The sequence below is a fragment of the Cysteiniphilum sp. GTC20157 genome (assembly GCF_055396795.1).
In genome coordinates this window covers 93,998-115,740 of record NZ_AP044699.1, presented here as the reverse complement: position 1 = coordinate 115,740, position 21,743 = coordinate 93,998, and the positions used below count along the sequence as shown (strand labels likewise).

The 21,743-nt window shown below is 37.1% G+C and carries 33 protein-coding genes; 28 read left to right on the top strand and 5 right to left on the bottom strand.

Annotation, left to right across the window (positions count from 1 at the left end; genetic code table 11):
- Positions 1-434: 434 nt before the first annotated feature.
- Complete coding sequence (locus ACZ5V8_RS11980; protein WP_464218785.1) at positions 435-1,859, bottom strand: ERCC4 domain-containing protein; 1,425 nt, start codon at positions 1,857-1,859, stop codon at positions 435-437.
- A gap of 138 nt (positions 1,860-1,997) precedes the next feature.
- Between ACZ5V8_RS11980 and ACZ5V8_RS11975 the strand changes: the two genes are divergently transcribed.
- The 28 genes from ACZ5V8_RS11975 to ACZ5V8_RS11840 all read left to right on the top strand — a co-directional run bounded on the left by ACZ5V8_RS11975 (position 1,998) and on the right by ACZ5V8_RS11840 (position 19,940).
- Positions 1,998-2,216, top strand: a complete 219-nt coding sequence (locus tag ACZ5V8_RS11975; RefSeq protein ID WP_464218784.1) for a hypothetical protein — start codon at positions 1,998-2,000, stop codon at positions 2,214-2,216.
- A complete protein-coding gene (locus ACZ5V8_RS11970) occupies positions 2,209-2,718 on the top strand; it encodes a PaaI family thioesterase (RefSeq protein WP_464218783.1) in 510 nt (169 codons plus the stop codon). The genes ACZ5V8_RS11975 and ACZ5V8_RS11970 overlap by 8 nt, the downstream gene beginning before the upstream one ends.
- Complete coding sequence (locus ACZ5V8_RS11965; protein ID WP_203249972.1) at positions 2,718-2,927, top strand: hypothetical protein; 210 nt, start codon at positions 2,718-2,720, stop codon at positions 2,925-2,927. The genes ACZ5V8_RS11970 and ACZ5V8_RS11965 overlap by 1 nt, the downstream gene beginning before the upstream one ends.
- A 3-nt stretch (positions 2,928-2,930) precedes the next feature.
- Positions 2,931-3,245 (top strand): YqfO family protein, encoded by a 315-nt coding sequence (locus ACZ5V8_RS11960; protein ID WP_203249971.1) that lies wholly within the window; start codon positions 2,931-2,933, stop codon positions 3,243-3,245.
- Positions 3,232-3,525: a hypothetical protein gene (locus ACZ5V8_RS11955; protein ID WP_203249970.1), complete on the top strand. Its 294-nt coding sequence runs from the start codon at positions 3,232-3,234 to the stop codon at positions 3,523-3,525. The genes ACZ5V8_RS11960 and ACZ5V8_RS11955 overlap by 14 nt, the downstream gene beginning before the upstream one ends.
- Before the next feature lie 620 nt (positions 3,526-4,145).
- Entirely contained in the window at positions 4,146-4,583 is a 438-nt protein-coding gene (locus tag ACZ5V8_RS11950; RefSeq protein ID WP_464218782.1) for a hypothetical protein, read from the top strand.
- An 81-nt stretch (positions 4,584-4,664) separates the two neighbouring features.
- Positions 4,665-4,931: a hypothetical protein gene (locus ACZ5V8_RS11945; protein WP_464218781.1), complete on the top strand. Its 267-nt coding sequence runs from the start codon at positions 4,665-4,667 to the stop codon at positions 4,929-4,931.
- A gap of 21 nt (positions 4,932-4,952) precedes the next feature.
- Positions 4,953-5,480: a hypothetical protein gene (locus ACZ5V8_RS11940; RefSeq protein ID WP_464218780.1), complete on the top strand. Its 528-nt coding sequence runs from the start codon at positions 4,953-4,955 to the stop codon at positions 5,478-5,480.
- Positions 5,481-5,567: 87 nt separating this feature from the next.
- Positions 5,568-5,786, top strand: coding sequence for a hypothetical protein (locus tag ACZ5V8_RS11935; protein ID WP_464218779.1), 219 nt, complete (start codon positions 5,568-5,570; stop codon positions 5,784-5,786).
- A gap of 81 nt (positions 5,787-5,867) precedes the next feature.
- A complete protein-coding gene (locus ACZ5V8_RS11930) occupies positions 5,868-6,818 on the top strand; it encodes a hypothetical protein (protein WP_464218778.1) in 951 nt (316 codons plus the stop codon).
- Positions 6,819-6,929: 111 nt separating this feature from the next.
- Positions 6,930-7,289 (top strand): hypothetical protein, encoded by a 360-nt coding sequence (locus ACZ5V8_RS11925; RefSeq protein WP_464218777.1) that lies wholly within the window; start codon positions 6,930-6,932, stop codon positions 7,287-7,289.
- 105 nt (positions 7,290-7,394) lie between these two features.
- The gene (locus ACZ5V8_RS11920) at positions 7,395-8,471 is read left to right on the top strand and encodes a toprim domain-containing protein (protein ID WP_464218776.1); all 1,077 of its coding nucleotides are present in this window, start codon (positions 7,395-7,397) and stop codon (positions 8,469-8,471) included.
- Between the two features lie 83 nt (positions 8,472-8,554).
- Positions 8,555-8,920: a hypothetical protein gene (locus tag ACZ5V8_RS11915; protein WP_464218775.1), complete on the top strand. Its 366-nt coding sequence runs from the start codon at positions 8,555-8,557 to the stop codon at positions 8,918-8,920.
- Positions 8,921-9,042: 122 nt separating this feature from the next.
- Positions 9,043-9,540 carry a DUF1281 family ferredoxin-like fold protein gene (locus tag ACZ5V8_RS11910; RefSeq protein WP_464218774.1) on the top strand — a complete coding sequence of 166 codons (498 nt, stop codon included), beginning with the start codon at positions 9,043-9,045 and terminating at the stop codon, positions 9,538-9,540.
- A gap of 47 nt (positions 9,541-9,587) precedes the next feature.
- Positions 9,588-10,313: a DUF2786 domain-containing protein gene (locus ACZ5V8_RS11905; RefSeq protein WP_464218773.1), complete on the top strand. Its 726-nt coding sequence runs from the start codon at positions 9,588-9,590 to the stop codon at positions 10,311-10,313.
- A gap of 85 nt (positions 10,314-10,398) precedes the next feature.
- Positions 10,399-10,848 (top strand): hypothetical protein, encoded by a 450-nt coding sequence (locus tag ACZ5V8_RS11900; protein ID WP_464218772.1) that lies wholly within the window; start codon positions 10,399-10,401, stop codon positions 10,846-10,848.
- 68 nt (positions 10,849-10,916) lie between these two features.
- Positions 10,917-11,408 carry a hypothetical protein gene (locus tag ACZ5V8_RS11895; protein ID WP_464218771.1) on the top strand — a complete coding sequence of 164 codons (492 nt, stop codon included), beginning with the start codon at positions 10,917-10,919 and terminating at the stop codon, positions 11,406-11,408.
- A gap of 13 nt (positions 11,409-11,421) precedes the next feature.
- Positions 11,422-11,853: a hypothetical protein gene (locus tag ACZ5V8_RS11890; protein WP_464218770.1), complete on the top strand. Its 432-nt coding sequence runs from the start codon at positions 11,422-11,424 to the stop codon at positions 11,851-11,853.
- The gene (locus ACZ5V8_RS11885; protein WP_464218769.1) at positions 11,853-12,032 is read left to right on the top strand and encodes a hypothetical protein; all 180 of its coding nucleotides are present in this window, start codon (positions 11,853-11,855) and stop codon (positions 12,030-12,032) included. The genes ACZ5V8_RS11890 and ACZ5V8_RS11885 overlap by 1 nt, the downstream gene beginning before the upstream one ends.
- A 75-nt stretch (positions 12,033-12,107) precedes the next feature.
- Positions 12,108-12,326, top strand: a complete 219-nt coding sequence (locus ACZ5V8_RS11880; protein WP_464218768.1) for a hypothetical protein — start codon at positions 12,108-12,110, stop codon at positions 12,324-12,326.
- Positions 12,327-12,417: 91 nt separating this feature from the next.
- Positions 12,418-12,957: a hypothetical protein gene (locus ACZ5V8_RS11875; RefSeq protein WP_464218767.1), complete on the top strand. Its 540-nt coding sequence runs from the start codon at positions 12,418-12,420 to the stop codon at positions 12,955-12,957.
- 104 nt (positions 12,958-13,061) lie between these two features.
- Positions 13,062-13,745, top strand: coding sequence for a hypothetical protein (locus ACZ5V8_RS11870; protein ID WP_464218766.1), 684 nt, complete (start codon positions 13,062-13,064; stop codon positions 13,743-13,745).
- Positions 13,742-14,785 carry a DUF6094 domain-containing protein gene (locus tag ACZ5V8_RS11865; protein ID WP_464218765.1) on the top strand — a complete coding sequence of 348 codons (1,044 nt, stop codon included), beginning with the start codon at positions 13,742-13,744 and terminating at the stop codon, positions 14,783-14,785. Before ACZ5V8_RS11870 ends, ACZ5V8_RS11865 begins: the two co-directional genes overlap by 4 nt.
- A 10-nt stretch (positions 14,786-14,795) precedes the next feature.
- Positions 14,796-15,368 carry a hypothetical protein gene (locus ACZ5V8_RS11860; protein WP_464218764.1) on the top strand — a complete coding sequence of 191 codons (573 nt, stop codon included), beginning with the start codon at positions 14,796-14,798 and terminating at the stop codon, positions 15,366-15,368.
- A 111-nt stretch (positions 15,369-15,479) separates the two neighbouring features.
- Positions 15,480-18,239 carry a DUF6876 family protein gene (locus ACZ5V8_RS11855; RefSeq protein WP_464218763.1) on the top strand — a complete coding sequence of 920 codons (2,760 nt, stop codon included), beginning with the start codon at positions 15,480-15,482 and terminating at the stop codon, positions 18,237-18,239.
- A gap of 158 nt (positions 18,240-18,397) precedes the next feature.
- Positions 18,398-18,700, top strand: coding sequence for an HU family DNA-binding protein (locus tag ACZ5V8_RS11850; protein ID WP_117002135.1), 303 nt, complete (start codon positions 18,398-18,400; stop codon positions 18,698-18,700).
- The gene (locus tag ACZ5V8_RS11845; protein WP_464218762.1) at positions 18,697-18,984 is read left to right on the top strand and encodes a hypothetical protein; all 288 of its coding nucleotides are present in this window, start codon (positions 18,697-18,699) and stop codon (positions 18,982-18,984) included. Before ACZ5V8_RS11850 ends, ACZ5V8_RS11845 begins: the two co-directional genes overlap by 4 nt.
- Before the next feature lie 116 nt (positions 18,985-19,100).
- The gene (locus tag ACZ5V8_RS11840; RefSeq protein WP_464218761.1) at positions 19,101-19,940 is read left to right on the top strand and encodes a DNA/RNA non-specific endonuclease; all 840 of its coding nucleotides are present in this window, start codon (positions 19,101-19,103) and stop codon (positions 19,938-19,940) included.
- 2 nt (positions 19,941-19,942) lie between these two features.
- Here ACZ5V8_RS11840 and ACZ5V8_RS11835 read toward each other — a convergent pair whose 3' ends face one another.
- From ACZ5V8_RS11835 to lexA, 4 genes are all read right to left on the bottom strand, one after another.
- Positions 19,943-20,164: a hypothetical protein gene (locus ACZ5V8_RS11835; RefSeq protein ID WP_192485208.1), complete on the bottom strand. Its 222-nt coding sequence runs from the start codon at positions 20,162-20,164 to the stop codon at positions 19,943-19,945.
- Between the two features lie 56 nt (positions 20,165-20,220).
- Entirely contained in the window at positions 20,221-20,508 is a 288-nt protein-coding gene (locus ACZ5V8_RS11830) for a hypothetical protein (RefSeq protein WP_464218760.1), read from the bottom strand.
- A gap of 191 nt (positions 20,509-20,699) precedes the next feature.
- Positions 20,700-21,101: a hypothetical protein gene (locus tag ACZ5V8_RS11825; RefSeq protein WP_464218759.1), complete on the bottom strand. Its 402-nt coding sequence runs from the start codon at positions 21,099-21,101 to the stop codon at positions 20,700-20,702.
- Between the two features lie 14 nt (positions 21,102-21,115).
- Complete coding sequence (lexA, locus tag ACZ5V8_RS11820; RefSeq protein ID WP_464218758.1) at positions 21,116-21,715, bottom strand: transcriptional repressor LexA; 600 nt, start codon at positions 21,713-21,715, stop codon at positions 21,116-21,118.
- Positions 21,716-21,743 lie beyond the last annotated feature (28 nt).

Sequence of the window (21,743 nt, the reverse complement as noted above, 5' to 3'; positions counted from 1 at the left end):
TTATATTACCTGCGGAAGCTAATCTTTTAGCATCTGCATGACCATTATAAGAGGATTAACTTTTAGATAATATAAACTCAAAAGGTAATTACGTATCAAATTATCAAAATCTAAAATGCATATGAATGAACTCATATTTAACGCTCAAACACGAATATTACAACACTCATATCCCTATACTCATCCATAGTCAGGATTTAATCTTAAAATGCAGATATCCATGCCAAAATGTATATATATTCCTTTAATTTTTGCCTCTAGATGGGGGCTATTAGCAAGTAAGGCAACCTACGTTTAAGTGATGGGGTAGTTCACTTAAAGATAAGCTATCTGCACTGCTAAATAATAACTAATTTAACTCAATAAATCTACAAACAGACTTGTAATCATTCAGAAAAATGGAAAATATACTCCCTATATTCATACTAAATAATTCAATCACCCATTTTTAATACTTTTAACCATTTCACTGCACGCGCTTTGCCTTCGCTTTTGACCACATTATCGTCTCTTAGTTTATAAAGCTGTGATCTTATCTGCTGACCGGTTAAATCTGACAGATGGTTTTTTAAATCAGCAAAAGTAAATTCATTCGGCATTTCCTGCAACACAGCCTTTTTAACCTTAAGCCACAGTGGTGTTGATTTTGTGGTACGTGTTTTAGCAACTGCTGTTGCAATAGCATCATTGCTTGGGTCATTGTGTTTTTTGAGTACTGCTTCAAAGAATCTTAATGACCAGTGATTTGCTTCTTTTCTATTACCTGCATAAATAATGGGTAAATTAGGGTGTAAGACGGATAGCTCAGCAAGCGCCCTTCCCATATGCGCAGGCGATGAATATTTCCCAATTTTATCACTCGAGAGAAAATCACCATACTGCGCCTCAATCACCACTGCCGCATGACGATAGGTCGATAACTCTGTCAGTTGCTGGTGTAAAACCTGAATTTTAGCAATGTCTGACAGCATATTATCAAATGTTTTACGCTCGACGATTGCTTCGATCTCATTGTCAAGCATCAGTGCATAATCACCAACGGATAAATTTTGCCTTGTAATATTATGCTCGCCAAATTTCCATGGATAACGTTCATTGCTGTCAATGATTACTTCAAGTTCTGTCAGTTTTGGCTGTAAGCTTAAATTACCACGGGTGCGATGCTGATTAATCCCTTGCTGCGTTCTAAAGAAAATCTGCTCATAATCTCCCTCTTTGGTTTTGTATTTCTTACGCAAAAATAGAAACTCGCAGCGTTTTTTCATCGATCGATCAAGCATGACAGACAAACGCTTACCCACTCTCTTGACAAAAACAACAGGGACTTCCTCTACAATCTTACCAGAAACAATCTCTGGTTTTTCATTGGCTCGTATGCAAAAGATATTCCCGCTGGCTCCTGGCCATTTATCCTGTGTTAAAAGTGACAGCGTTGGATTGCCTTTTTCTATGATGCTTACACGGTAGGGAAACTTATCACTGTTTGTCTCCTCCACACGCCAGACTGAAGCACCCTTATCATCAGGCTTTGATTTGAAGAATATCTGCTCATACTCACCTGGCTTGTTTTTATATTTTTTTGTGACAAATCGAAATTCACATTGCTGATTGCTTGCGCGATTGAGTTTAATTGAAACTTTAGTCCCATCTTCCAACCATCTGGCTGAACTAACTTCAGCCTCCTCAATCAACTCAATTGCATTAATTTCTGGCTTAGCATCATGACGAACACAAAAAACGGATTCATCATCTGATGGCCACTTTTTCTGCACCAATAGTTTCAGATTGGTTTTTTCTGATTTTTCAATGGTAATCAGGTAGGGGTATTTTTTGTCGTCTGTTTTTTCCAATTTCCACATAAATGATCGAATACTCTTTACTAATGCAGAATAGCCACTATAACAAAGCTTGTTTAGATGACATAGAATAACATTGCTTAACAGGTTAAATTATGAATAATATAGCGGTATTCATACAGTTATGACAGGAGGTATAAAATGGATGTTACTCAACAACTTCAACAAGCAAAAATAAATAATAGTAAAGTCACTATTACCATTATCGGAGATAAAACATTTTCAGGCAAAGTAATCAACATTGCCCGCAACCACGTTAAGATCGAAACATCACATAATACTGAAGTATCACTATGGATTGAATCGATTTCTGATTTTCAAGTTTCAAATGAGCATAACAGTGAGGCAATTGATGATTAATTTTTCTGAACTGAAGAAACTAACACCTCATGAACATCAAAGAGGTTGCTTTGGCAAATGTGAGACTAGCCCCATTAATAAACAACTGATACTTTATACTGATGGTAAAGCTATTTATACTCAGTTTCAGCCACTGGAGAGACATATCGGCTGGGGTAACATTCTACACGGTGGCATTTTAACAACCATTATGGATGAAATACTGGGATGGGAAGCTGTACTTCTGGCTAAGATGGTCTGCGTGACCAAAAAAATTGAAGTCCAATTCCATCATCCAGCACAGTTTGGTGACAGCTACACCATCACGGCAAAATACCTTAAACATACGCAATCAGAAATAATTGTTGAAGGTGAAGTGCATAATTCAGGAAACATCCTTATCATGTCAACTACTGGTGTCTTTAGCCCACTACCCGCACAGACTATTGATAAACTTGGCATTATGCCTCCTGAACAGTTACAGTTAGTGCTAGAATACATAAAAAGCATTGAGAAGGCATAATGGCAAAATCTAAAATTGATCAAATTCATGATCTACTGGAATCAGGTAAAGCAGTGACTATGGAAATATCACTGAGTTCTGAAAGTGAAAAAACCACACGTTATGAAAATGTTATTGTCCGTGATTACTATTATCCCGCAGCAATTTTGTTGATTAATGGACGCGAGGAAACCATCCGTGTAGCACGCATCAAACATATTGAGGAGTAAGCAGTGCATCAGGTCTATGTTTATGTGCCAGAATCACATAAAGAAGCCGTCAAAGAGGCGCTCTTTGAGATTGGTATTGGTGATTTTGGCGGTTACTCCCATTGTTCTTGGGAAACACAAGGCACAGGTCAATTCAAGCCACTTGATGGCAGCCACCCTGCGATTGGATCCATTGGATCAATTCACCATGAACCAGAATATAAACTCGAATTTCTATGCGATTGTGAAACCAAGCTTAAGCATGTCCTTGCCGCTTTAAAATCATCACACCCATACGAAACACCTGCTTATGGAGTGATTAAACTTGAATCGTATTGATCTTTGTCGGGCACTCACGGGAGAATGGATCGGCAATTGGGAAGACCATAGTGATGTTCGACTGGATATTTATGTGATCGATACTATGTTTGATGGATTCTACTATATAGATGACCACAAAGTGCAATTTCAAGGCACCATTGTTGAGGACACTGACCATGCACGAATTTACTTTAATCCTCCGATGGATCCAGATTCTGGAGGTTGGTTTTACTATGATAGCAAAGTACTTGAGGTTTACTGCAAAGATCGACGCAGCACTTTTCATAAGATGAAATAGGTAAATTAACTTTTAATGAATTTTTCTTGACTGATCATGATTTTTATTAAATACTGGTCATAACATAATCGTCAAGCCAACTTAACAATGCGAAACAGGCGGTTTTTTGTAAGAGTAAAACTGATGAAGGCTGAAATGCCAGAAACTCTTTTTTGAGAAGTCTTTTACAAGCGCATGTACACCAGTGAGTCATGCCACAGCTATTTTTAATAGTTCCGGTGTCCGTAAATCCATAATGATTGTTTAGTTATTCGTATTAATAACGCTTAATCTTGTGCACTTGTTTGCATAGTCAGCAAAGAGATTCAATCATTGATTTACCACCTTTACAGGTGATTACCTTATACATATTCATGTATCCATTCCTTTACATACTGCCCTATCGAATGAACAAGCAGTATGTCCGTACTCAGTAGATTGATATTGAGGGTATTCGTTATTGAACGAATATTTGATTTTTAAAAAAGGAATAAATATAAATTTATGATTATCTGGAGTATTGCTTCAGGTAATTAATATTATTTAATCAACCCACTTGGGAGATACAATACTGTCTTCCCAACTGGGTGACTGTATTGATTCTTTCTTTTGGGTGTCATAAACCCAAAAGGAGAATATCAATGCAAAACCAAAAAACACAAAGCGTACAGTCATCTGGTCAACCTAAAACACTTAAAAGTGAGTTAGGCCACATCGAAAATCTGAAAAATACACAGCTATCAAAGTTGGTTATTAACAGTAACGGTGAGTACCACAAGCTTGAGTCCAATAAAAGAGCTATTGATGTAATGAAACACATTAACAGCACAATGAAGACTAAAGGCTATGGCGTATACGTTTTACACGATGCACTCTGGATTGTCCCTTTTGTACATCCAGAAGTTGTTGTTGCTGATTTTCAACGTGCCATGCATGTGCTGCCCAATAATAAAGCATCACTAGCGCATACTCTGAAAATAGATACAACACCTATTATCGAATCTACACAAAAACCAAAGCGAAATATTCCATGGTGGGCAGTTGCAATTGCAGCGGTCGCCATATGGTATTTTGTTTAAACATTTCAAACCCAACTGGGAGCTAAACTTTCTCCCAGTTGGGATATTGTTTTCTCCCAGATAAAATCCAAGGAGAAAATAATGAAAAAAATATTAACCACCATCGTAATTCTTGCTTCTGTTAATTGCGTATTTGCAAATACACATGATGCAATAGCTCAAGCACTCAAGGCAAAAAATGTTCATATCGAATATACCAAAGTAACAGGTAAATGCGATAATGGAGATCAATGCTCTATCGAGGAAATGAATATTACGACCGCTCAACATGACAATAGCATCGTTGATCATAACAATAATGTGACAATAACTGAATCTGAAGATAATGATTATCTAAGCCAGTTTTAGTCAAAGTTCAAATGCCTCAAGATGAAAATTGCAGACGCGCAATCATCATATGGCATTCATTCAAACCCACAAGGGGAAAAGATTCCCTTTGTGGCATCTTTTTCTCTTATAAATTCATTCAAAGGAGATACAAAGATGAACAATAAAAAGCAAAGCATAAACTTGATGTTAGAAAAACTCGATGGTATTTTAAGCCACCCAGTTAAGGAGACACTTGATAAAACCAAGCAGTTTGCACCTCTAAAAAATATCAGCTCTCTTGTAAGAGCACTGAAAATAGAGGCAGGCTTAAAAGATCTGGTAAGGCAACTTAAAGCAATTCATGTGGAATCCTTATCAGCACATGAAATGTTTGAAAGGATGTCTAAAATAGACACGCAAATCGAGGAAATACTTTCCACAGCACGTGGTTCTATGAAAGATAACCCAGAACAATCAAAAAATAGTAACTATAAAAATAACTCAAGCAACTATAGTAAGTCTAAACAAAACAAGGCTGACAATAACCATGCCGAATCTGAACAATCAGATGATTGCCTTTATGGTTAACTTATAAATCCTAAACACAGGAGAAATATTTTACCTCCTGTGTAGGCAATTTATTTTCTTCTGCGTTCAACGTTATTGGAGTAGATCATGAAATTGCCTAAAAATTTACATATTGAGATTGATGCTTTTAGCATTGCACAAATTGGTAATGAACAACTTTATGCTCTTGTAGATCAGGAGCTGCAAAAGGTTGGCATTTTCAATATTGGAGTCACTGATATGGAGTTAAAACCAGTATCAATTGTCCGAAAATCTAATGAAGTGCGATACAAATGCATTATTAAGCAATTCAATATAATCAAATAAACCCAGTATGGGAGATTAACAAGCTCCCATCAAAGGTATTGTTCTTCTCCCAGCGAATAAATCATTCTCAAGGAGAAAATAATGAATAAATTTACATTTAAAATATCTGGCATCTTTAATGCTCACGAGCATAATGAAAGCAGAAATGATTTTAAAGTAACAACATGCTCCATTAATGAAGCAATGGAGCAAGCTGAATTATTCATAAAGAACAATGATTATAACGAGTTAAGTTGTATACAAATAACAAACCTTGTTCATAAGTGTCTTGTGATACATGGTGATGTTATTAAACATGAAAATACTAAAGCAAAAATAGATTGGTTATATCCGAAATTCACTCACTCTTACATTCAAGAGCAAGTGCATGAGTTAGAACAGCAATTAGGTTATAGTGATACTTCTCGTGGAAGAAACTGGATATGTCGTCGTATCCAACATTATGATCTTCATTTAGCTAAATTCAATGAATATGGCGGTATATATCCTGCTTATAAAGATAGACGTATTGATGAGTATGCATTAGTGAATGACACTGATGACTGGGTAGTAGTTTTTAATAATTATTTTGGCTTGTTTCCTTCAGAGTATGAAGCAAGGAAAATAATTGAAAAGGCACAACGCGCTGGCGTACATACACCAGTGCTAATGACCCCTTACTCACACTCAAATATGGCACACATCTATTTGCAACAGCAGTTAATTAGCACACTTAAGCCAATTAACATTGTTGGATATATTGATAAAGCAATTAGTAAAAGAAGACCGTCTCGTAATTCATCATTAATTGACCAATTGGCCATAAAGGATCCAAAGTTTTATTTGGATGATTTACGCCAAAAACTTCTAGAGATGAAAACCACAACGCTGTGGGATGATGACTATCTTCATGAACTATATGAAAAAGGTATAATCAGTCAATCTGATTATTTCCATAGAATGACCATAGCCAACCAACCAGACATCTGTAGCGCATGTGGAACATGGGACTGCCCTGAGATGTTAGCTGGAGAAATGTGCTCTGGAGTATAAATAATTAATATAAAATCACATTTATCACTAAGTCGTGATAACCCATAAGGGGATAGTAATTCTCTTATGGGTATTGCTATCTCCTTTTGTTTAACCAACCGGAGAAAAGTAATGAATATAAATCATAATAGTTATATGCCTAAACCTCTTATGAAAGCAAGAGAAAATATTCAACGAGTCAGTCAGTATTTGAAAAATGCAGACATATGGGATAACGCTGTATTAGGCAGTCTTATTCGTCGTATTGAATTTTTCTCACAGTCAAAAGCTCGGAGACGCAGCAGTATGCTAAAACAACATAGCGAAAACAAAGAACTTGCATATAGAACTTTGTTGCTTATTGCTGCTGATCTTCGCGCTAATGCAACCAATGAGCATGACGCAATTAAACAACCAAATACTTCTGCGGAAAATATCACTAATATCGTTTCAACAACAAGATATCTGAAACGAGAATGCTGTGATATTTAACTTAGCTTAATCTCTTAAAAGGAGAGTGACCAATCACCTCCTTAAAGAGAGGATTGTTCATTCTCTCTTTTGTTTTTTGATCAACATTTAATAAAGGAGTCAGATATGAGCGATCCAATCCAACAAATTAAACAGTACTGTTATGGTCAGTGGGATACCGTTATCGAATCTTTAACTGGATTTGATGGCAATCCAACTCACTGTCCACAGCATGGTGGCAAATCAGGAAAGGCATTTTACGGCAAAAAAGGCAAGTATGCAGATCGTGGAATTACTTTCTGTAATACCTGTGGTTGTAATCACGATGGGATAAGCACTCTGGTATTTATTACCGGACGTTCTTGTTCAGAAGTGGTTAAAATGCTGATTGATTATATGGGGGGATTAGAACCCACACCAGAAGAACTTGAGAAAATGAAAATGCGTCAGCAAGCCCATAAAAGAAAGCAGGCCTATATTGAGCGCAAACATTTTCATAAAGCAATTAACGATATCATTGATCTGGTAAAAAGCAGTGAACACCTTAATGATGCAAGGCAATACTTCATCAATAGAGGATTAAAGCCACTGCCCAACTGCTATTATCAAAACATCCGATTTATTAAAGATGCTGAGCACTATGAAAATGATGTTAAGCATACCAATAATGCCATCATTGGTATTATGCGCAATCTGGATAATAAAATACGCAATGTTCAGCGTGTTTTTCTAGATGATGCTTTCAATAAAGCGAAATGTGATAATCCTAAAAAAATGATGCCATCCCCCAAAGAAGGTTGGCACAGTGGTAGCGCACTCTGGATGAAATCAAAGTTCAATCAGATGCCAGGTGTTATCCATGTTAGTGAAGGTTTTGAGAATGGACATGCGGTTTTATCTCAAGCACCACTTTACGTTGATATGGCCTGCTGCCTTACTGCTGGCAACTTAGCTAGGTTTGATATCCCATCTAATACTCAGAAACTCATTATCTGGGCTGACAATGATGGTGATAAGCAAACTAAAGATGGTGAAATAATTAACGTTGGCATTGACAGTGCCAAGCAACTAAAAGAAAGAGCAAAAGCAATGGGTATTGAAGCCGTCATTTTGGCTCCAAAAGAAATTGGTGACTGGAATGATTATCCTGAGCGCTGCAAAGCGATGTGGGATAAATTAATATCCATACTTAAAGCTGCATAAGCTTTCACTTTATCACCCATACAGGGAGCAATTCCTGTATGGGTTTGCTCCTTGTTTTCATTAACGTAAATAAAGGAGCACTAATGACCGTAAAGTTAAATTATGCTAAACTGGAAATCGTAGATGCATTAATTGAGAGTGATTTTGAACGTAACCAGGCAGAGACGCTTGTGAAGATACTTTCAAACACAGAGCATGATCAGTTATGTACAGAACAGGAGATAATAGAAATGTTAAACAGTGTTGCAAAAGATACGATTACTGAGCTTCGCAGTGAAGCAAAAGAAACTATCCTTGAAATGAGACGTGAATTTGATAAACGTATGGAAATTTCAGAAAAGCGTTTTGATGATGAAATTAAAGAAATGCGTTCTCATAAACGCTGGATTGTTGGTACCATTATTACAGTGGGTATTGCCATCATCGGTTATCTTCAATTTTTCCATTAATATTTTATTCAAAACAAAAGCCATGGCCGCAGCGTAAATCGCTGCCATAGCTTCTACATCAAACCCAAAGGGGCAAGTCTCCTTTGGGTTGGCTTGCCCCTTTAAATTCAAGGAGACAAGTCATGCCAAACTGGTGTAACAATAAACTCATCCTCAATGCAGATAAAAGATCCCTCGATAGCCTGTTGTGTGAGATACATAAGCATAACTGCCTGTTTGATTTTTTGTGCCCTCTTCCGAATGATATTGTAAATGATCAGGAATGGACGAGAGAAAACTGGGGAACCAAATGGAATGTTCATTTAGCAGATTTAGACATCAATCGAGCATCAGACAAAGATGTATCTATTGGTTTTGATACTGCATGGACACCACCTGTTGCATTTATTAAAACCTTAATCAACGCTTATCCTGCAATCAATGTTAAACTTTATTACTTTGAGGGCGGAATGGGCATTGCAGGCATTTATTTTTATCAGGATAAAATCGTTCACGATATATCCATTGAGCCTAACACACTGGAATATTTCAGGCTTCTTGTAGATGTTTTTGGTCATAATGCTCAAAACATCGCAGAAGATTATGAAGTAGCACCAGACATACTGAATAAGCTTGCTTAGTCAGTTGTGCTGAAACGGTTATTTACACATGCTTTAAGGAAAATAAAATGCAATACAATGATAAGCATAAAGATAAGATCAAGAAATTACTTGAGCTATCAATGTCTGATAATGAAAATGAAGCAAACATTGCGCTTAAACAGGCAATGTCACTCATGAATAAACATAATTTGACCAAAGAAGAAGTTTATGGTCAGAAAATGATTAGTAAAACAATTGAAACCCCATATACGAGAATTCCTTTTTGGTATAACCATTTATATGCTGATATGGCTAAACTATCAGGCTGTATTGCCATTTATAGCAATGGTTACTCAGAAACAAGGACTAAAGCTACAATACGCATTGCTGGCAGACAACGTGATGTTGAAAACACAGTTTATCTTGTGGTATTCCTATCTCGTGAGCTTGAAAGAAACGTTAAAAATTATAAAAGCAAACTTCTTGTAGGTAAGGCCAAAAATACTAGAGCACTAGTTAATTCTTACCGATTAGGGTTTAGTAAAAATATTTTTAAACGAATGCAAGAATGTCGAAATCAATTTTTTACAGATCACAATAATCATAATCAAATTGTTTGTATTGATCATCAGCATCGCATATCTGAAGCTGAAACATTTTACCGTAAGGAACATGGTTCCTTTGTAAAAGGTGAAAGTTCATCAGCTGGTAACCTTGATGGTTTTAAAGCTGGTGCATCTGATGCAAATCAATTACAAATAAATAATGCCGTTAACCGTCAAAACCATATTTATGGTATTGGCCATAACTAAATAAACCCGATATATTGGGAGATAAATAGTCTTCCAATACAGGACTGTTTTCTCTCAATATATCTCAAAATGAGAGGAAGACATCATGTCAACTATAGTTGTACCTGACTTACACATCAGTGCTTTAGTATATTACGCAATCGAAGTATTTGGAGTAGCTGATGGCTACACAGAACCCGAATATGGAGATATTACACGTGATCTAGATGCATATGATGCACTTGGTCAAATGCTTGTGGATGAAAATCTAGCTGTTTTAAATAGGCACTATTGTTTTCCAGATGATATCATTACACATAAATTCAAATATGCCTTTGAGGATGGTTTTGCGTTTTTAAAACCTATGCAAATCATTGCCATATGCGACATATACTATTTTCAATTAGGTTATTTTGAAGAGATTGTCTCAGATGAGCGAAAAGCTAAGGCGCTTTTTATTATCAATCAAATAATACTGGCAGCTCTGAACATGATTAAAGAGTATGACAATGTGTCTTGGAATATGAGACTAAAAATACTTAAAGATCAATTATAACAACACCCAGCAGGGAGTATACTCCCTGGGGTATCCTCTCTGCTAATAACTAATGAGAGAGGAATATCATGCATAATTTACATTTTATCGTTACAAACGCTGATAGCCATGAAAATGCCATTTGTTCAATTGAATCTGAGATTCTAGACTGGGGCAATGAAAATAATTGGCGCTCAGTTTTTGCAGCTATGTCTATTCATGATCAGAGTATCTTTTTGACTGATGACGATAGCCGCTTCAACAATATAGTGGAATCACAATACAACACCATTAAATCAATTGAAGAAGCTATCAATTCAGACATACAATCCGTGCCTTACTTGGATATAGCACTACAATTCAAATCAGGTGGCTCCCACCTGACTGAATTGGACTATTACAAGCTTGAGAAATATGCTCGACATATGCATGAGGCTTTTAAATTTAAACACAAGCCATATGAAATCAAGAGCATGCAAAATTACTTTGAATATCAGTATGATGAATTTGGCATCACCGATTTTCGTTGTGATGGCAATCCAGAATCAAGCTATATTGTGTTCATTGACATGCATAGCTAATAGGAGTTGTATCATGTTAATCACCAGTAGTATGGCTCAGAATATTATTTCAATTTCAGGATTGATTTTAATTTTTCTAGTTGTCGTTTTTATAGCCGTATTTTTACTATGGGTTATTTTATCCTTATTGAAATCGTCTATAAACCAAACGATTAAAATATGTGGTTATGTAAACATACTCTATTACAGATATCGCTACGGTAACTTTAAAGCGACGATGTATATGTTTGCATTTAGCCGTTTACACATGAAGAAATTCATGCGGAAAGATACAAATAAAATAAGTCGATACGCTTCTGATAATGGACGCGCTACCGTTTTATTAAACTGCGCCAGAATGATCCTTGCTTTTGATGCAAAAGATCAAGAAAAAATTATGGCACATTATGAAAGAATAAAGCGCAGCAAAGCCAATCTACTCAATTCAAACTCAAGGAGAATATAATGAAAAATCACTATGAAGATTATTTTTCCATTGATGATTTAGAAGAAGAGTATCAAAAATTAGAAATTGAGTTTATGCAGTCAAATGATTCAGTTAGACAGAGCTTTCTTCACAAAGAACTCTGTTTGATTGAAGATGCCATAGACAGTAAAACTGTCGCAAACGAATTTTTTAATTAATCAACCCCTCTACGAGAGGCAAGCTGCCTCTCGTAAGGATTTGTTTGCCTCTCTTTAATAAAAAGGAGACAAAACATGAGAACATATAAAAATATTGATAGTTTAAAGCGTGCCATAGCACGTAAAGAAGATCAATTGGAACGCACTAGAATCGAAGAAGCTGAAAAGTTCAGTAAGATCCCCTGGGGTTATGGCATGAGGGCATATTCAAGACTAAAACATATGTCTACTAAATCCATACAATATAGTAGTCAACTTCAAAAGTTAGAGGATCAATTAAAGAACTTTTTATAACATATATAATTAATAATCAAACCCATCAGGGGCAATGTTCCTGATGGAATATTGCTCTTGATATCACATAACAAAAGGAGTAATAAATAAAATGATTGTTAAATTTGATGTTGCCTACAAAGAATATGAACGTGTTGAGTATGATATCCCAAACGGTGAGGCTTTTTATAATGATGGCCTCAGCAATTATCTGACTCAACACCCTGAGAGTAATCAAAAAGATTTCATTGAACATCTCAGAGACAACGGCAAAGCCCTGCTTGTCGAAGAATATAGTGTTGGTGATCGTGAATATCTTGAGTTTATTAAAGATTCTGTTGAATTTGAAGATGAGCCCTTAATTTACGTGAGAATTAATGTTAGATCCCTAACAGATTATCAACGCACTTATCATATCATCTACAAAGTAGTGCTAACACCTGATGAGCTTCATGCTAAATTTAATCAATTTAGTCAGTTGTTTAATGGTGATGGTCTTGTTTTCTTAAATGGACTGGCATCACAGGGGATAGCTTTTTGCTATTGTTACAGCACTGATATTCAGAGCGATATGATGTTTAATCCCATTGAAAGAGGAATAAACAACCCTGAGAAACACAACTACATGAAGTCATCATTAAAAATCATGTAAACCGCATGAATAGCAAACCCTGATTCGGGATGAAATACTCCCGAGGCATGGGAGTATTTTATCTGATTTAGGTTAATTAAAACTAACCCAAAAGGATAAAAACTATGTTATTAAAAGGTACACTTAAAAGCAATATCTTAACGACTGAAATCGGACAATTTTTTGTATCACGCAAAGGTGATCAGGATATTTTCGGTGTTTTCGACGTTGAGCATATCAAACCATCGCAGATTGAAAAACCGGTCAGCGTTGATGGCTATCAGTCAGTTATTCAGATTCCAATTATGGAAGCTAAAATCACCGCTGTTTATCTTAAAAAGTTTGACTCTAATGATAGAGCTGAGAAATCAGCCTCATCATCAGCTAAAGAAAGTAAATTAGATAACCAGACAGTGATAACTGATAAGCAACCAGCAAACAAGGCACATGATAATGGGGATGCTCCTAAGTCAATCACAGTGACTGAGGAACCTTCATTGCAAAGCTTAGATGAGGAATCAACAGATCAACTTACTACGCTTCAATCTAATGATAGTAGTGATTATGATATTGCTGAAGAATCTTTATCAAATGAGCAGTTAAGGGATAATCCTGCTGATGATGTGACTCCTCAAGAATTAACTCTTTTTGGGAAGCCTTATCAGCTCTTGAGTAGCCCTTACAAAATAGATGCCTCACTGAATCGTGAAAAACAACGTGAAATCATCGACTTTTTAAAGTCAAAAGGTGCACAGTTTGATCGTACAACACAAGAATGGCATCTTGAGGGTGAAGGAGAAAAAGTATGAGTCTTATACACCCTGCTATTTCTCATAACTTTGAAAAGATGGGCTACTATCCTACTGATGGATATACACTCAATACGATTATAGGCACTATTGAGCACAATGATGATCCAAATACAGTGATTTTTGTTCCATGCTGTGGAGAAGGGATTGCTTTACAAAATCTCAAACGCGAACTTTGCCATTATGGTAAGACCTTTGGCGTTGAGTTAGATGACGAGCGATTCCAAAAGTCACAAGCTATTATTGATCATTGTATTCATGCCGATGCATTAAACCAGGTGAAATACTCCCGAGCCAATGCATCCGTGCTTTTTTTGAATCCACCGTATGGGCAATCGTCTATCAGTGAGCGTTTGGAATATGCTTTTATTAAAAAGTATATTCATTCGTTAATGCTTGATGGATTATTAGTGCTCGTCATACCTGTTCAGGCATTAGATTATAAGCTAGCACAATATCTTTGCTCGCATTGTGATGATGTTAGTTACGGTCTTTCTCCAGAACAGGCATTCAAACAGGTGATTATTATTGGCCGAAAAATTAAAATGTCGCAGGCTAATAACATCAATGAGCGTGCAAAAGAAATGGTCAAGGCAATTGAAGATAATCATTACTACCAATCACCTCCAGATCTTTATAGCATTCCTTCGATCAATAAACCGTTCATTCTGAACAGCACAAACCTAACTGTTGGAAGTGTCAGTGATGTAATCAACGCTAGAGGTGTCTCCACACTGTGGGATAGTTTTAAGCGCGATTTTACTGAAATTGAAAACACTTACCCAAATCCTTTAATGCCCCTTTCCGACTGGCATACGGCTCAGGCAATCATATCAGGCATGATTTCAGGTCTGGTTGAGTCTGAAAACCGACGCATGATCGTTAAGGGGACCGTTAAGAAAAAACTGCCTGAAGCAACCGTTACCGTTAATGGAGATATCAGTAAATATCAACAGACTGAAAAGTTTGTACCGATGATTATTGGTATCGATGTTACCCATGGTAGTGAGAACTTTGGTCAGTTATACCAAATCAATTAAAGGAGCTGTTATGTTTGAAATCGAAGAATACACACAGGTTTTTATGGATTGCGCTGTCATTAACGAGCATCATGAGCTTATCTTTGCTTCCATTTATGGCGGTGAAAGCTCTATTGCTCGAATACTTGCTGCGATTGAAAATAATAACCTTAAACGCATACGCTGCTATGGTCATAGCACTTTGTTTCATGTTGATTTTCCTGACAGGAAACGACTTCACTGTAAGAAAATGAAAATCAATAACCCTACATTTGCGCACTTTATTCATTGCCAAATGTATGAGCGTGATGTTCATTTCAGTGAAGGTGCAATTAATGCGCATGTTTTAGTACGTGAAGGTGAAAGCACCCATGACTTGTTATGGCAGCGAATAAAGACCATGACAGTTACGCCATTACTTGATGAATGGAAAATGCAACTGATCACACATTTGTTTGAAGAAGGAAAGATCATGCAAAATCAGGTGTTTTCATCTTCAGACAGAACAAAACTTAAAAGCTACACCATTACGTTGGATATACTGGCACTTAACCCTGTTGTAGTAGAAATGCTAAAAACAGAGCAGCTAGTTATCCCAGCATAACGGTACTTTTTCATCTTTTTCATCCCTAGAGGAAGCAATTCCTTTAGGGATTGTTCCTCTAGGTTTAAATTCAAAATAGAAAATATAAAAACAAACCAGAGGAATAATTATATGGAAAATGTAAGTATAGATAATATAGATAATGCCATTGATTTATCTGACGATGAAACCGATCAAGGGTTACAAAAAATATCACTGGCAAGCTTTTTAAATGAGTTCAAATCTTCATTGGTTGAACAGGTAAAAGCTCAGGTGACACCATTGTATAAAGATAGCAGTGATAACAACCCTTATTATCATGAGTTAATGTCACAATTAAAACGCACACCTTTTGAAGCTCAGAAAAATGCAGTTCAGGCATTGATGAAACTTTTTATAGACAGTAAAAAGCGGATGGGCATTTTAAATGGTGAGATGGGCACAGGTAAAACGATGATGGGCATTTGCATTGCAAATTTAATGCACCATCAAGGATATAAGAGAACCCTAATCCTTTGCCCGCCACACTTGGTATATAAATGGAAACGAGAAATTGAGAATACCATTGATGATGTCGATGTAATTATTCTTAATGGCTCAGGCTCCATCCGTACTTTAAATAAGATCCGTGAACACCTTACGCGTTATGGTCGTCATCGCCCTGCTTTTTTCATAGTAGGTCGTGTGCGATTACGCATGGGTGGTAACTGGCAACATGCATTTGCTAGACGTAAGCTGGCTGTTGTTGAGCAAAGCACAAATGAGTCACTTGATTCTGATGTACTGTGTTGTGGCGATTGTGGTGAACCGGTTAAACATGGTGACAGTTATTTTCATGATATACGGGATTTACCACAAAAGCAGCACACATGTTATTACTGTAATAATAAGCTATGGCAGTATGGCATTGAAAAAAAAGCTGAAGAATCAAATTATGATAAACTGCGTAAATCACTCTGTCAGTTACCAACCATTGGCAAAGTTAAGGCAACTAATCTATTAAATTCTTTTGGCGAAGACCTTCTGTTAAACTCACTGGAAGATAATCTTTATCAAATGATTAATCTGATCGATGAACAAGGTGAATTTGTTTTTAATGACAATGAAGCCAGACGACTTGAAAAGGCAATTATGAAAAATGAATTTGCTTTAAGCAACGTCAATTTTCAGGTCAGCGAGTTTATCAAACGCTACTTTCCTCGCAACTATTTTGGGCTTTTAATGTGTGACGAAGCGCATGAATATAAGAACGGAGGAAGTGCACAGGGTCAAGCGATGGGAGTTGTTGCCTCTCAGTGCCAGAAAGTATTATTACTGACGGGCACATTAATGGGTGGCTATGCAAGTGATCTATTTTACCTTTTGCATCGATCAATGCCATCTGTGATGAATAATGATGGTTACTGCTACAGTGATCATGGGTCACTGAGCAGTTCTGTTCAAAGCTTTCTTGAAACCTATGGCATCTTGAAATTCAGCTATAGCGAAAAGGAAGCGGAAAATTTCAAAACTGCTCGTGGTAGAAATAGAAACGTCAGCGCAACACCTGCGCCTGGATTTTCAGTTAAAGGTGTTGCCCGTTATCTCCTGCCTTACACGGTCTTTGTCAGACTTGAAGATATCGATGCAGATGCACTGGTTCCATATACTGAGCATGATCCCATCATGCTTGATATGGAAGATGAGTTAAACGACACGTATGCAGATCTTTCATCAAAACTCAGAAGTGAGATGGAGCAAGCATTAGCTAAAGGAGATCGAACGCTTCTTGGTACAGTGCTAAGCGCATTAATGTCATACAGTGATAGCGCATTTATGCCTATGACCGTCTGCCATCCAAGAACAGGTAATATCATTGCCGAAGCTGATGCTTTGATAGGTGATGAACCATCTGTTAAAGAGCAGGCTCTGATTGATTTATGCGTAAAGCAGAAATCACAAAACAGACGTGTTCTAGTCTACAGCACATTAACCGATAAGCGAGATACCCGCCAACGCTTAAAAGAATTTTTAACGCGTGAAGGTATTAAAGCTGAAATCCTCAACTCATCTGTCAGCACACAAAAACGTGAAGACTGGGTGATGGATAAGGTTGATCGAGGTATAGATGTGCTTATTACCAATCCTAAGCTAGTCGAGACAGGTCTTGACCTGTTGGATTTTCCAAGCATCGTCTTTATGCAGGTTGGTTATAACGTCTATACAGCTATGCAGGCAATGCGTCGATCATGGCGTATTGGGCAAACCGTTCCAGTTGAGATCTTTTTCATCTGTTACAAGGGCACCGCACAGCAATCCTGTCTAGAGCTAATGGCAAAGAAAATCAAGGTCACACAATCAACCTCTGGTGAGATGCCCAACTGTGGTTTAGAAGCACTAAATCAAGATGCGGATAACATGGAAACGGCTATCGCCAGAAAGTTGATTAATAAAGAAGATATGACTCAGGAATCTGAAGCACAGATGATACAATCTGAAGATAAATCCTGCTCAACTTCTAATAATATCTATAACAAAGATGTCAAGATACAGTTACGCTGTCATATGGGTGATCTTGTTCGTTATCGAATTTTTAATAACACGATTATCACCCCAGGCGTAAAAGATCTGGCAGAAAAATTAAACTGCTTCTGGTTAATTCAGGATGCAGCAATTTTCCTGTCTGAGGCACGTAAAAAGAAAAATGATTATTTTTATTCAGTGACATTCTCTCAAAAAACAGGTCGCTCTGTTTTGACGATTGATGATGGAAATAATCGTATTCTGTATCAATCCACTTATAACTGGGTTGATCTCACCGCAGAGGAAGACATTTGCTTATATCTGGCAACAGATGATGATCCCAAAGATCAAAAAGCAACATTTGTGATGATGCTGCCTACTGAATACTAATAATACTTAAGCCCATTCTACAACAGTAGGATGGGCTTTTTTTTGCCTGAAAAAAATCATTTCACGCTATACAGACAATAAATGCAGTAACAATCATTGCATTTACTGTAGTTTATCACTACTTTGACAGAGGTTGAATAAAATGGAGAAACATCGTTATGTCTAAAAAAGCAGAATCCAAATCATATAAAAAGGATGAGTTTGTCGCACTGGTCAGTGAAAAATCAGGTCTTAATAAGACTGATTCAGCAAAAGCGCTTGATGCAGTATTACAGTCACTAGAACATGTACTTGCAAATGGAGACAGTGTAAATTTTGTTGGCTATGGCTCATTCAGTGTATCACAAAGAGCTGCACGCGAGGGTCGTAATCCAAAAACCGGTGAAAAAATGAAGATCAAGGCATCTAATGCCATTAAATTCAGTTCTGGCAAAAAACTTAAAGATGCTGTGAATAAATGATGCGCTGCTGTCCTGCAAAATGTAGTTTTAAGCTTGCGCTTTGTTGTGTCGTTGCATTTATCATTAGTGTAATACTTTTTGCCTTGATACTGGCTGGCGTTGGCGCATTAATTAATGCCATGCATATTTTCCCAGATGATGCTGGACGAGCCACAGGATACATTGTGGCAGTCATCTGTAGTCTTGCCCTGCTGTGGTCATATACCAAAATTGCGATCGCCTTTATCCGCAAGCATCACCAGACTTCCCAGTGCAACACTGCAACCAATCAAAAGCAGTCGTAACTGTCCGCAGCATTGCTGATAAACCATAAACTTCTATACGGCATATAGCTGAAAGATATAATTTAACTCTAATATGTCGTCATCTAGCTAAATCAATTTAATGGGAGAATAGACTTTTGTTCACTAAACTCTTAACTTCACTTGCACTTATTGGAACCCTTATTTCTGGCAATGCATTTGCAATGTCAGCCACACCACAAACTACTGAAATTAAATGTCAGGGGTTCTTGAAATATGGAATCCCTGCATCTACCAATACCTATGATATTGCGAAAACAGATCAGTACTTGTGCCGTGATGGCTATATTGTTGGTTATAGCTATACCACTAAGCAACCGGTCTGGGTTGCGTATCATTTAACAGGTAAATCTGTTGACAGCACTATCAAGCGACATGATAACTTCAGACCAGATCCAGGCGTCCCTCCTCGCTATCAGTCACAACTTTCGGATTACAAAAAAAGCGGCTACGATAGAGGCCATCTTGCGCCTTATGCTGCAATGGACTTCAATGCAAAAAGTGCTTCACAATCATTTTTACTCAGTAACATGAGTCCGCAAAAACCAGAACTTAACCGTATTGGCTGGGCGCAGCTTGAAAAAGATGTTCGTTCATGGGCCAATCTTTATAAATCAATTTGGGTGATTGATGGTCCAGTATTTAAAAAGGGGAAAGTCCACAAAACCATTGGTAACAATAAAGTTGCAGTCCCTGATTACTTTTTCAAAGTCATCTATGCACCAGAGAAAATACAAGGTGCTAAAGTCATCGCATTCATTATGCCTAATGCCAGAGTAAATAAAAAAGATATTGCCAAATATCGTGTATCACTCAAAGAAGTTCAGGAAAGAACAGGGTTGAAATTACTTGAAAAACTACCTGAAAGTGAGCGAAAACAGATGGTTAATACCGTATCAAACATGTGGCCAACGCACTTCAGAAAAAAACGTCATTAAACCTATCTTCCAAGAATATCACTTATTTTCATATCCAGAGTTTTGGCAATGATTGATAAAGGCACACCAGCATCTAGCATCAATTGCGCCTCCATTTTCTTTTCTGTGCCAGCTAGCACTTGTTCAAAGTTATGATTATCTTCCATGGCAAACCTATTTTTAAATACATTGGTATAACCGTTCACGAAGCTTTTGACGGCGTTGATAATAGTAGTGTTCTGCATAAATCCTCCTCATCAGCAGTTTCATAATATTTATTGTGTACATCATAGCAATTACCTCATGCAGCATTGGGTTGACGAATTAATGCTAAGACATTGGTAATGACATCATGCAAATCAAACGGTGTGACTTTTTTAATGCACTTCACCATCTTTGTTCTGAATTTACCTTTATGCATGAGTGTTATCTGGAAGCCCTCACCTATTTTAAAGATGACCTTTAATCGATGGTTGTTGCTGGCATTTGCCTGCACACCATTCTCAATAGCTTCAAATTCACTAATATGCCAGTAAAATATACTGGGATTAGCGTTTAAAAATGTCAAAATACGCTGACTGTTCATCATTGTTTTCTCCACTTTTCGTTTAACACCACACTATCTTAGCACGTGATTTTCAAAGCACTAAATGTGCCTTCAAAACCAGATAGAGCAAGGGAAGGGAGGGGAGTTGTGATAAAAATATCACGCAACTATCTGGCTTTGAAACCTTTAAATTTTTCTCAAATTTATTGCTTGATTTTCTATGATTTTACTTTCTATCTTGTGTTTACAATAATCCTCGGCCATCTGTCATGAATGTCTTTATCATGCGCTGGAATCGTTACCACATATAAACGCGTTTCATCCTGCAAATGAGCAATAATCCCGTGAATGTAACTACCTTTTGTAACACTGAACCAGCTTGTTTGACCAGTGGCTTTGTCACGCTCCATAAACTCATTGACCATAATTTTTACGTGCCTAGGAAAATATTTATCCCAGACCCCTTTTTTTAAACTTTCATACTGCGCCCAACCACCTAATGGAAGTTGACCCGCTTGCTTTTCACGTCTGCCCCACGGCAAATAAACAAGGCTATCATCTCTTTTTAGCACAGGTAACAATGCTTTAGGGTTAGGAAAATAAACCTTTTGTATTTCTTCATCCCTGATATACATCGCACCACCACACATCAAATGTAATTGCGATCAAGTCGCAACCCAATATAAACGCCTTGTATGGTCACTCTGTTGGCAGGATAAACCATTGGTTGCATCGCATCATTATGTGGAATCAAAGCAACTGAAGTGCTGTTTTGCATCCTGAACTCTTTCAGAGTCGCTTCTTTTTCATCCACTAATGCAACCACGATCTGACCATCACGAGCAAGCTGCTGTTTTTGGATAAGCACCAAATCACCATCCATAATGCCGCTGTCTTTCATCGACTCACCAGATATTTTCAGCAAGTACCGATCTTTAGCACTCACCATCGCTGATAAATCAACTGATTCTATCACCTCATAAGCATCCAATGGTAATCCCGCAGCAATAGTACCCACTAATGGGATGTTAAAATCATTAACACCTTTAACGATTTCAATATATTTGCGTCTACCTTCCGGAATATGGATATATCCTTTTTCTTTCAGGCTTTTAATATGATAATGCGCTGTACTTTTTGACTTTAGTCCCAGTAAAACAGCAATATCTTCAAAGGTTGGAGAGCATTTATTCTCACGTTGATACTTGTCTATTGCATCAAGCACCTGCTGTTCTTTATCAGTAAGCATAATCAGCACCTGCACCTTTGACTAATTT

Excerpts from the sequence above, each read along its gene's own strand:
- ACZ5V8_RS11980 (WP_464218785.1), bottom strand. The coding sequence starts at position 1,859 with ATGTGGAAATTGGAAAAAACAGACGACAAAAAATACCCCTACCTGATT.
- ACZ5V8_RS11975 (WP_464218784.1), top strand. The coding sequence starts at position 1,998 with ATGGATGTTACTCAACAACTTCAACAAGCAAAAATAAATAATAGTAAA.
- ACZ5V8_RS11970 (WP_464218783.1), top strand. The coding sequence starts at position 2,209 with ATGATTAATTTTTCTGAACTGAAGAAACTAACACCTCATGAACATCAA.
- ACZ5V8_RS11965 (WP_203249972.1), top strand. The coding sequence starts at position 2,718 with ATGGCAAAATCTAAAATTGATCAAATTCATGATCTACTGGAATCAGGT.
- ACZ5V8_RS11950 (WP_464218782.1), top strand. The coding sequence starts at position 4,146 with ATGCAAAACCAAAAAACACAAAGCGTACAGTCATCTGGTCAACCTAAA.
- ACZ5V8_RS11945 (WP_464218781.1), top strand. The coding sequence starts at position 4,665 with ATGAAAAAAATATTAACCACCATCGTAATTCTTGCTTCTGTTAATTGC.
- ACZ5V8_RS11940 (WP_464218780.1), top strand. The coding sequence starts at position 4,953 with ATGAAAATTGCAGACGCGCAATCATCATATGGCATTCATTCAAACCCA.
- ACZ5V8_RS11935 (WP_464218779.1), top strand. The coding sequence starts at position 5,568 with ATGAAATTGCCTAAAAATTTACATATTGAGATTGATGCTTTTAGCATT.
- ACZ5V8_RS11930 (WP_464218778.1), top strand. The coding sequence starts at position 5,868 with ATGAATAAATTTACATTTAAAATATCTGGCATCTTTAATGCTCACGAG.
- ACZ5V8_RS11925 (WP_464218777.1), top strand. The coding sequence starts at position 6,930 with ATGAATATAAATCATAATAGTTATATGCCTAAACCTCTTATGAAAGCA.
- ACZ5V8_RS11920 (WP_464218776.1), top strand. The coding sequence starts at position 7,395 with ATGAGCGATCCAATCCAACAAATTAAACAGTACTGTTATGGTCAGTGG.
- ACZ5V8_RS11915 (WP_464218775.1), top strand. The coding sequence starts at position 8,555 with ATGACCGTAAAGTTAAATTATGCTAAACTGGAAATCGTAGATGCATTA.
- ACZ5V8_RS11910 (WP_464218774.1), top strand. The coding sequence starts at position 9,043 with ATGCCAAACTGGTGTAACAATAAACTCATCCTCAATGCAGATAAAAGA.
- ACZ5V8_RS11905 (WP_464218773.1), top strand. The coding sequence starts at position 9,588 with ATGCAATACAATGATAAGCATAAAGATAAGATCAAGAAATTACTTGAG.
- ACZ5V8_RS11900 (WP_464218772.1), top strand. The coding sequence starts at position 10,399 with ATGTCAACTATAGTTGTACCTGACTTACACATCAGTGCTTTAGTATAT.
- ACZ5V8_RS11895 (WP_464218771.1), top strand. The coding sequence starts at position 10,917 with ATGCATAATTTACATTTTATCGTTACAAACGCTGATAGCCATGAAAAT.
- ACZ5V8_RS11890 (WP_464218770.1), top strand. The coding sequence starts at position 11,422 with ATGTTAATCACCAGTAGTATGGCTCAGAATATTATTTCAATTTCAGGA.
- ACZ5V8_RS11885 (WP_464218769.1), top strand. The coding sequence starts at position 11,853 with ATGAAAAATCACTATGAAGATTATTTTTCCATTGATGATTTAGAAGAA.
- ACZ5V8_RS11880 (WP_464218768.1), top strand. The coding sequence starts at position 12,108 with ATGAGAACATATAAAAATATTGATAGTTTAAAGCGTGCCATAGCACGT.
- ACZ5V8_RS11875 (WP_464218767.1), top strand. The coding sequence starts at position 12,418 with ATGATTGTTAAATTTGATGTTGCCTACAAAGAATATGAACGTGTTGAG.
- ACZ5V8_RS11870 (WP_464218766.1), top strand. The coding sequence starts at position 13,062 with ATGTTATTAAAAGGTACACTTAAAAGCAATATCTTAACGACTGAAATC.
- ACZ5V8_RS11865 (WP_464218765.1), top strand. The coding sequence starts at position 13,742 with ATGAGTCTTATACACCCTGCTATTTCTCATAACTTTGAAAAGATGGGC.
- ACZ5V8_RS11860 (WP_464218764.1), top strand. The coding sequence starts at position 14,796 with ATGTTTGAAATCGAAGAATACACACAGGTTTTTATGGATTGCGCTGTC.
- ACZ5V8_RS11855 (WP_464218763.1), top strand. The coding sequence starts at position 15,480 with ATGGAAAATGTAAGTATAGATAATATAGATAATGCCATTGATTTATCT.
- ACZ5V8_RS11850 (WP_117002135.1), top strand. The coding sequence starts at position 18,398 with ATGTCTAAAAAAGCAGAATCCAAATCATATAAAAAGGATGAGTTTGTC.
- ACZ5V8_RS11845 (WP_464218762.1), top strand. The coding sequence starts at position 18,697 with ATGATGCGCTGCTGTCCTGCAAAATGTAGTTTTAAGCTTGCGCTTTGT.
- ACZ5V8_RS11835 (WP_192485208.1), bottom strand. The coding sequence starts at position 20,164 with ATGCAGAACACTACTATTATCAACGCCGTCAAAAGCTTCGTGAACGGT.
- ACZ5V8_RS11830 (WP_464218760.1), bottom strand. The coding sequence starts at position 20,508 with ATGATGAACAGTCAGCGTATTTTGACATTTTTAAACGCTAATCCCAGT.
- ACZ5V8_RS11825 (WP_464218759.1), bottom strand. The coding sequence starts at position 21,101 with ATGTATATCAGGGATGAAGAAATACAAAAGGTTTATTTTCCTAACCCT.
- lexA (WP_464218758.1), bottom strand. The coding sequence starts at position 21,715 with ATGCTTACTGATAAAGAACAGCAGGTGCTTGATGCAATAGACAAGTAT.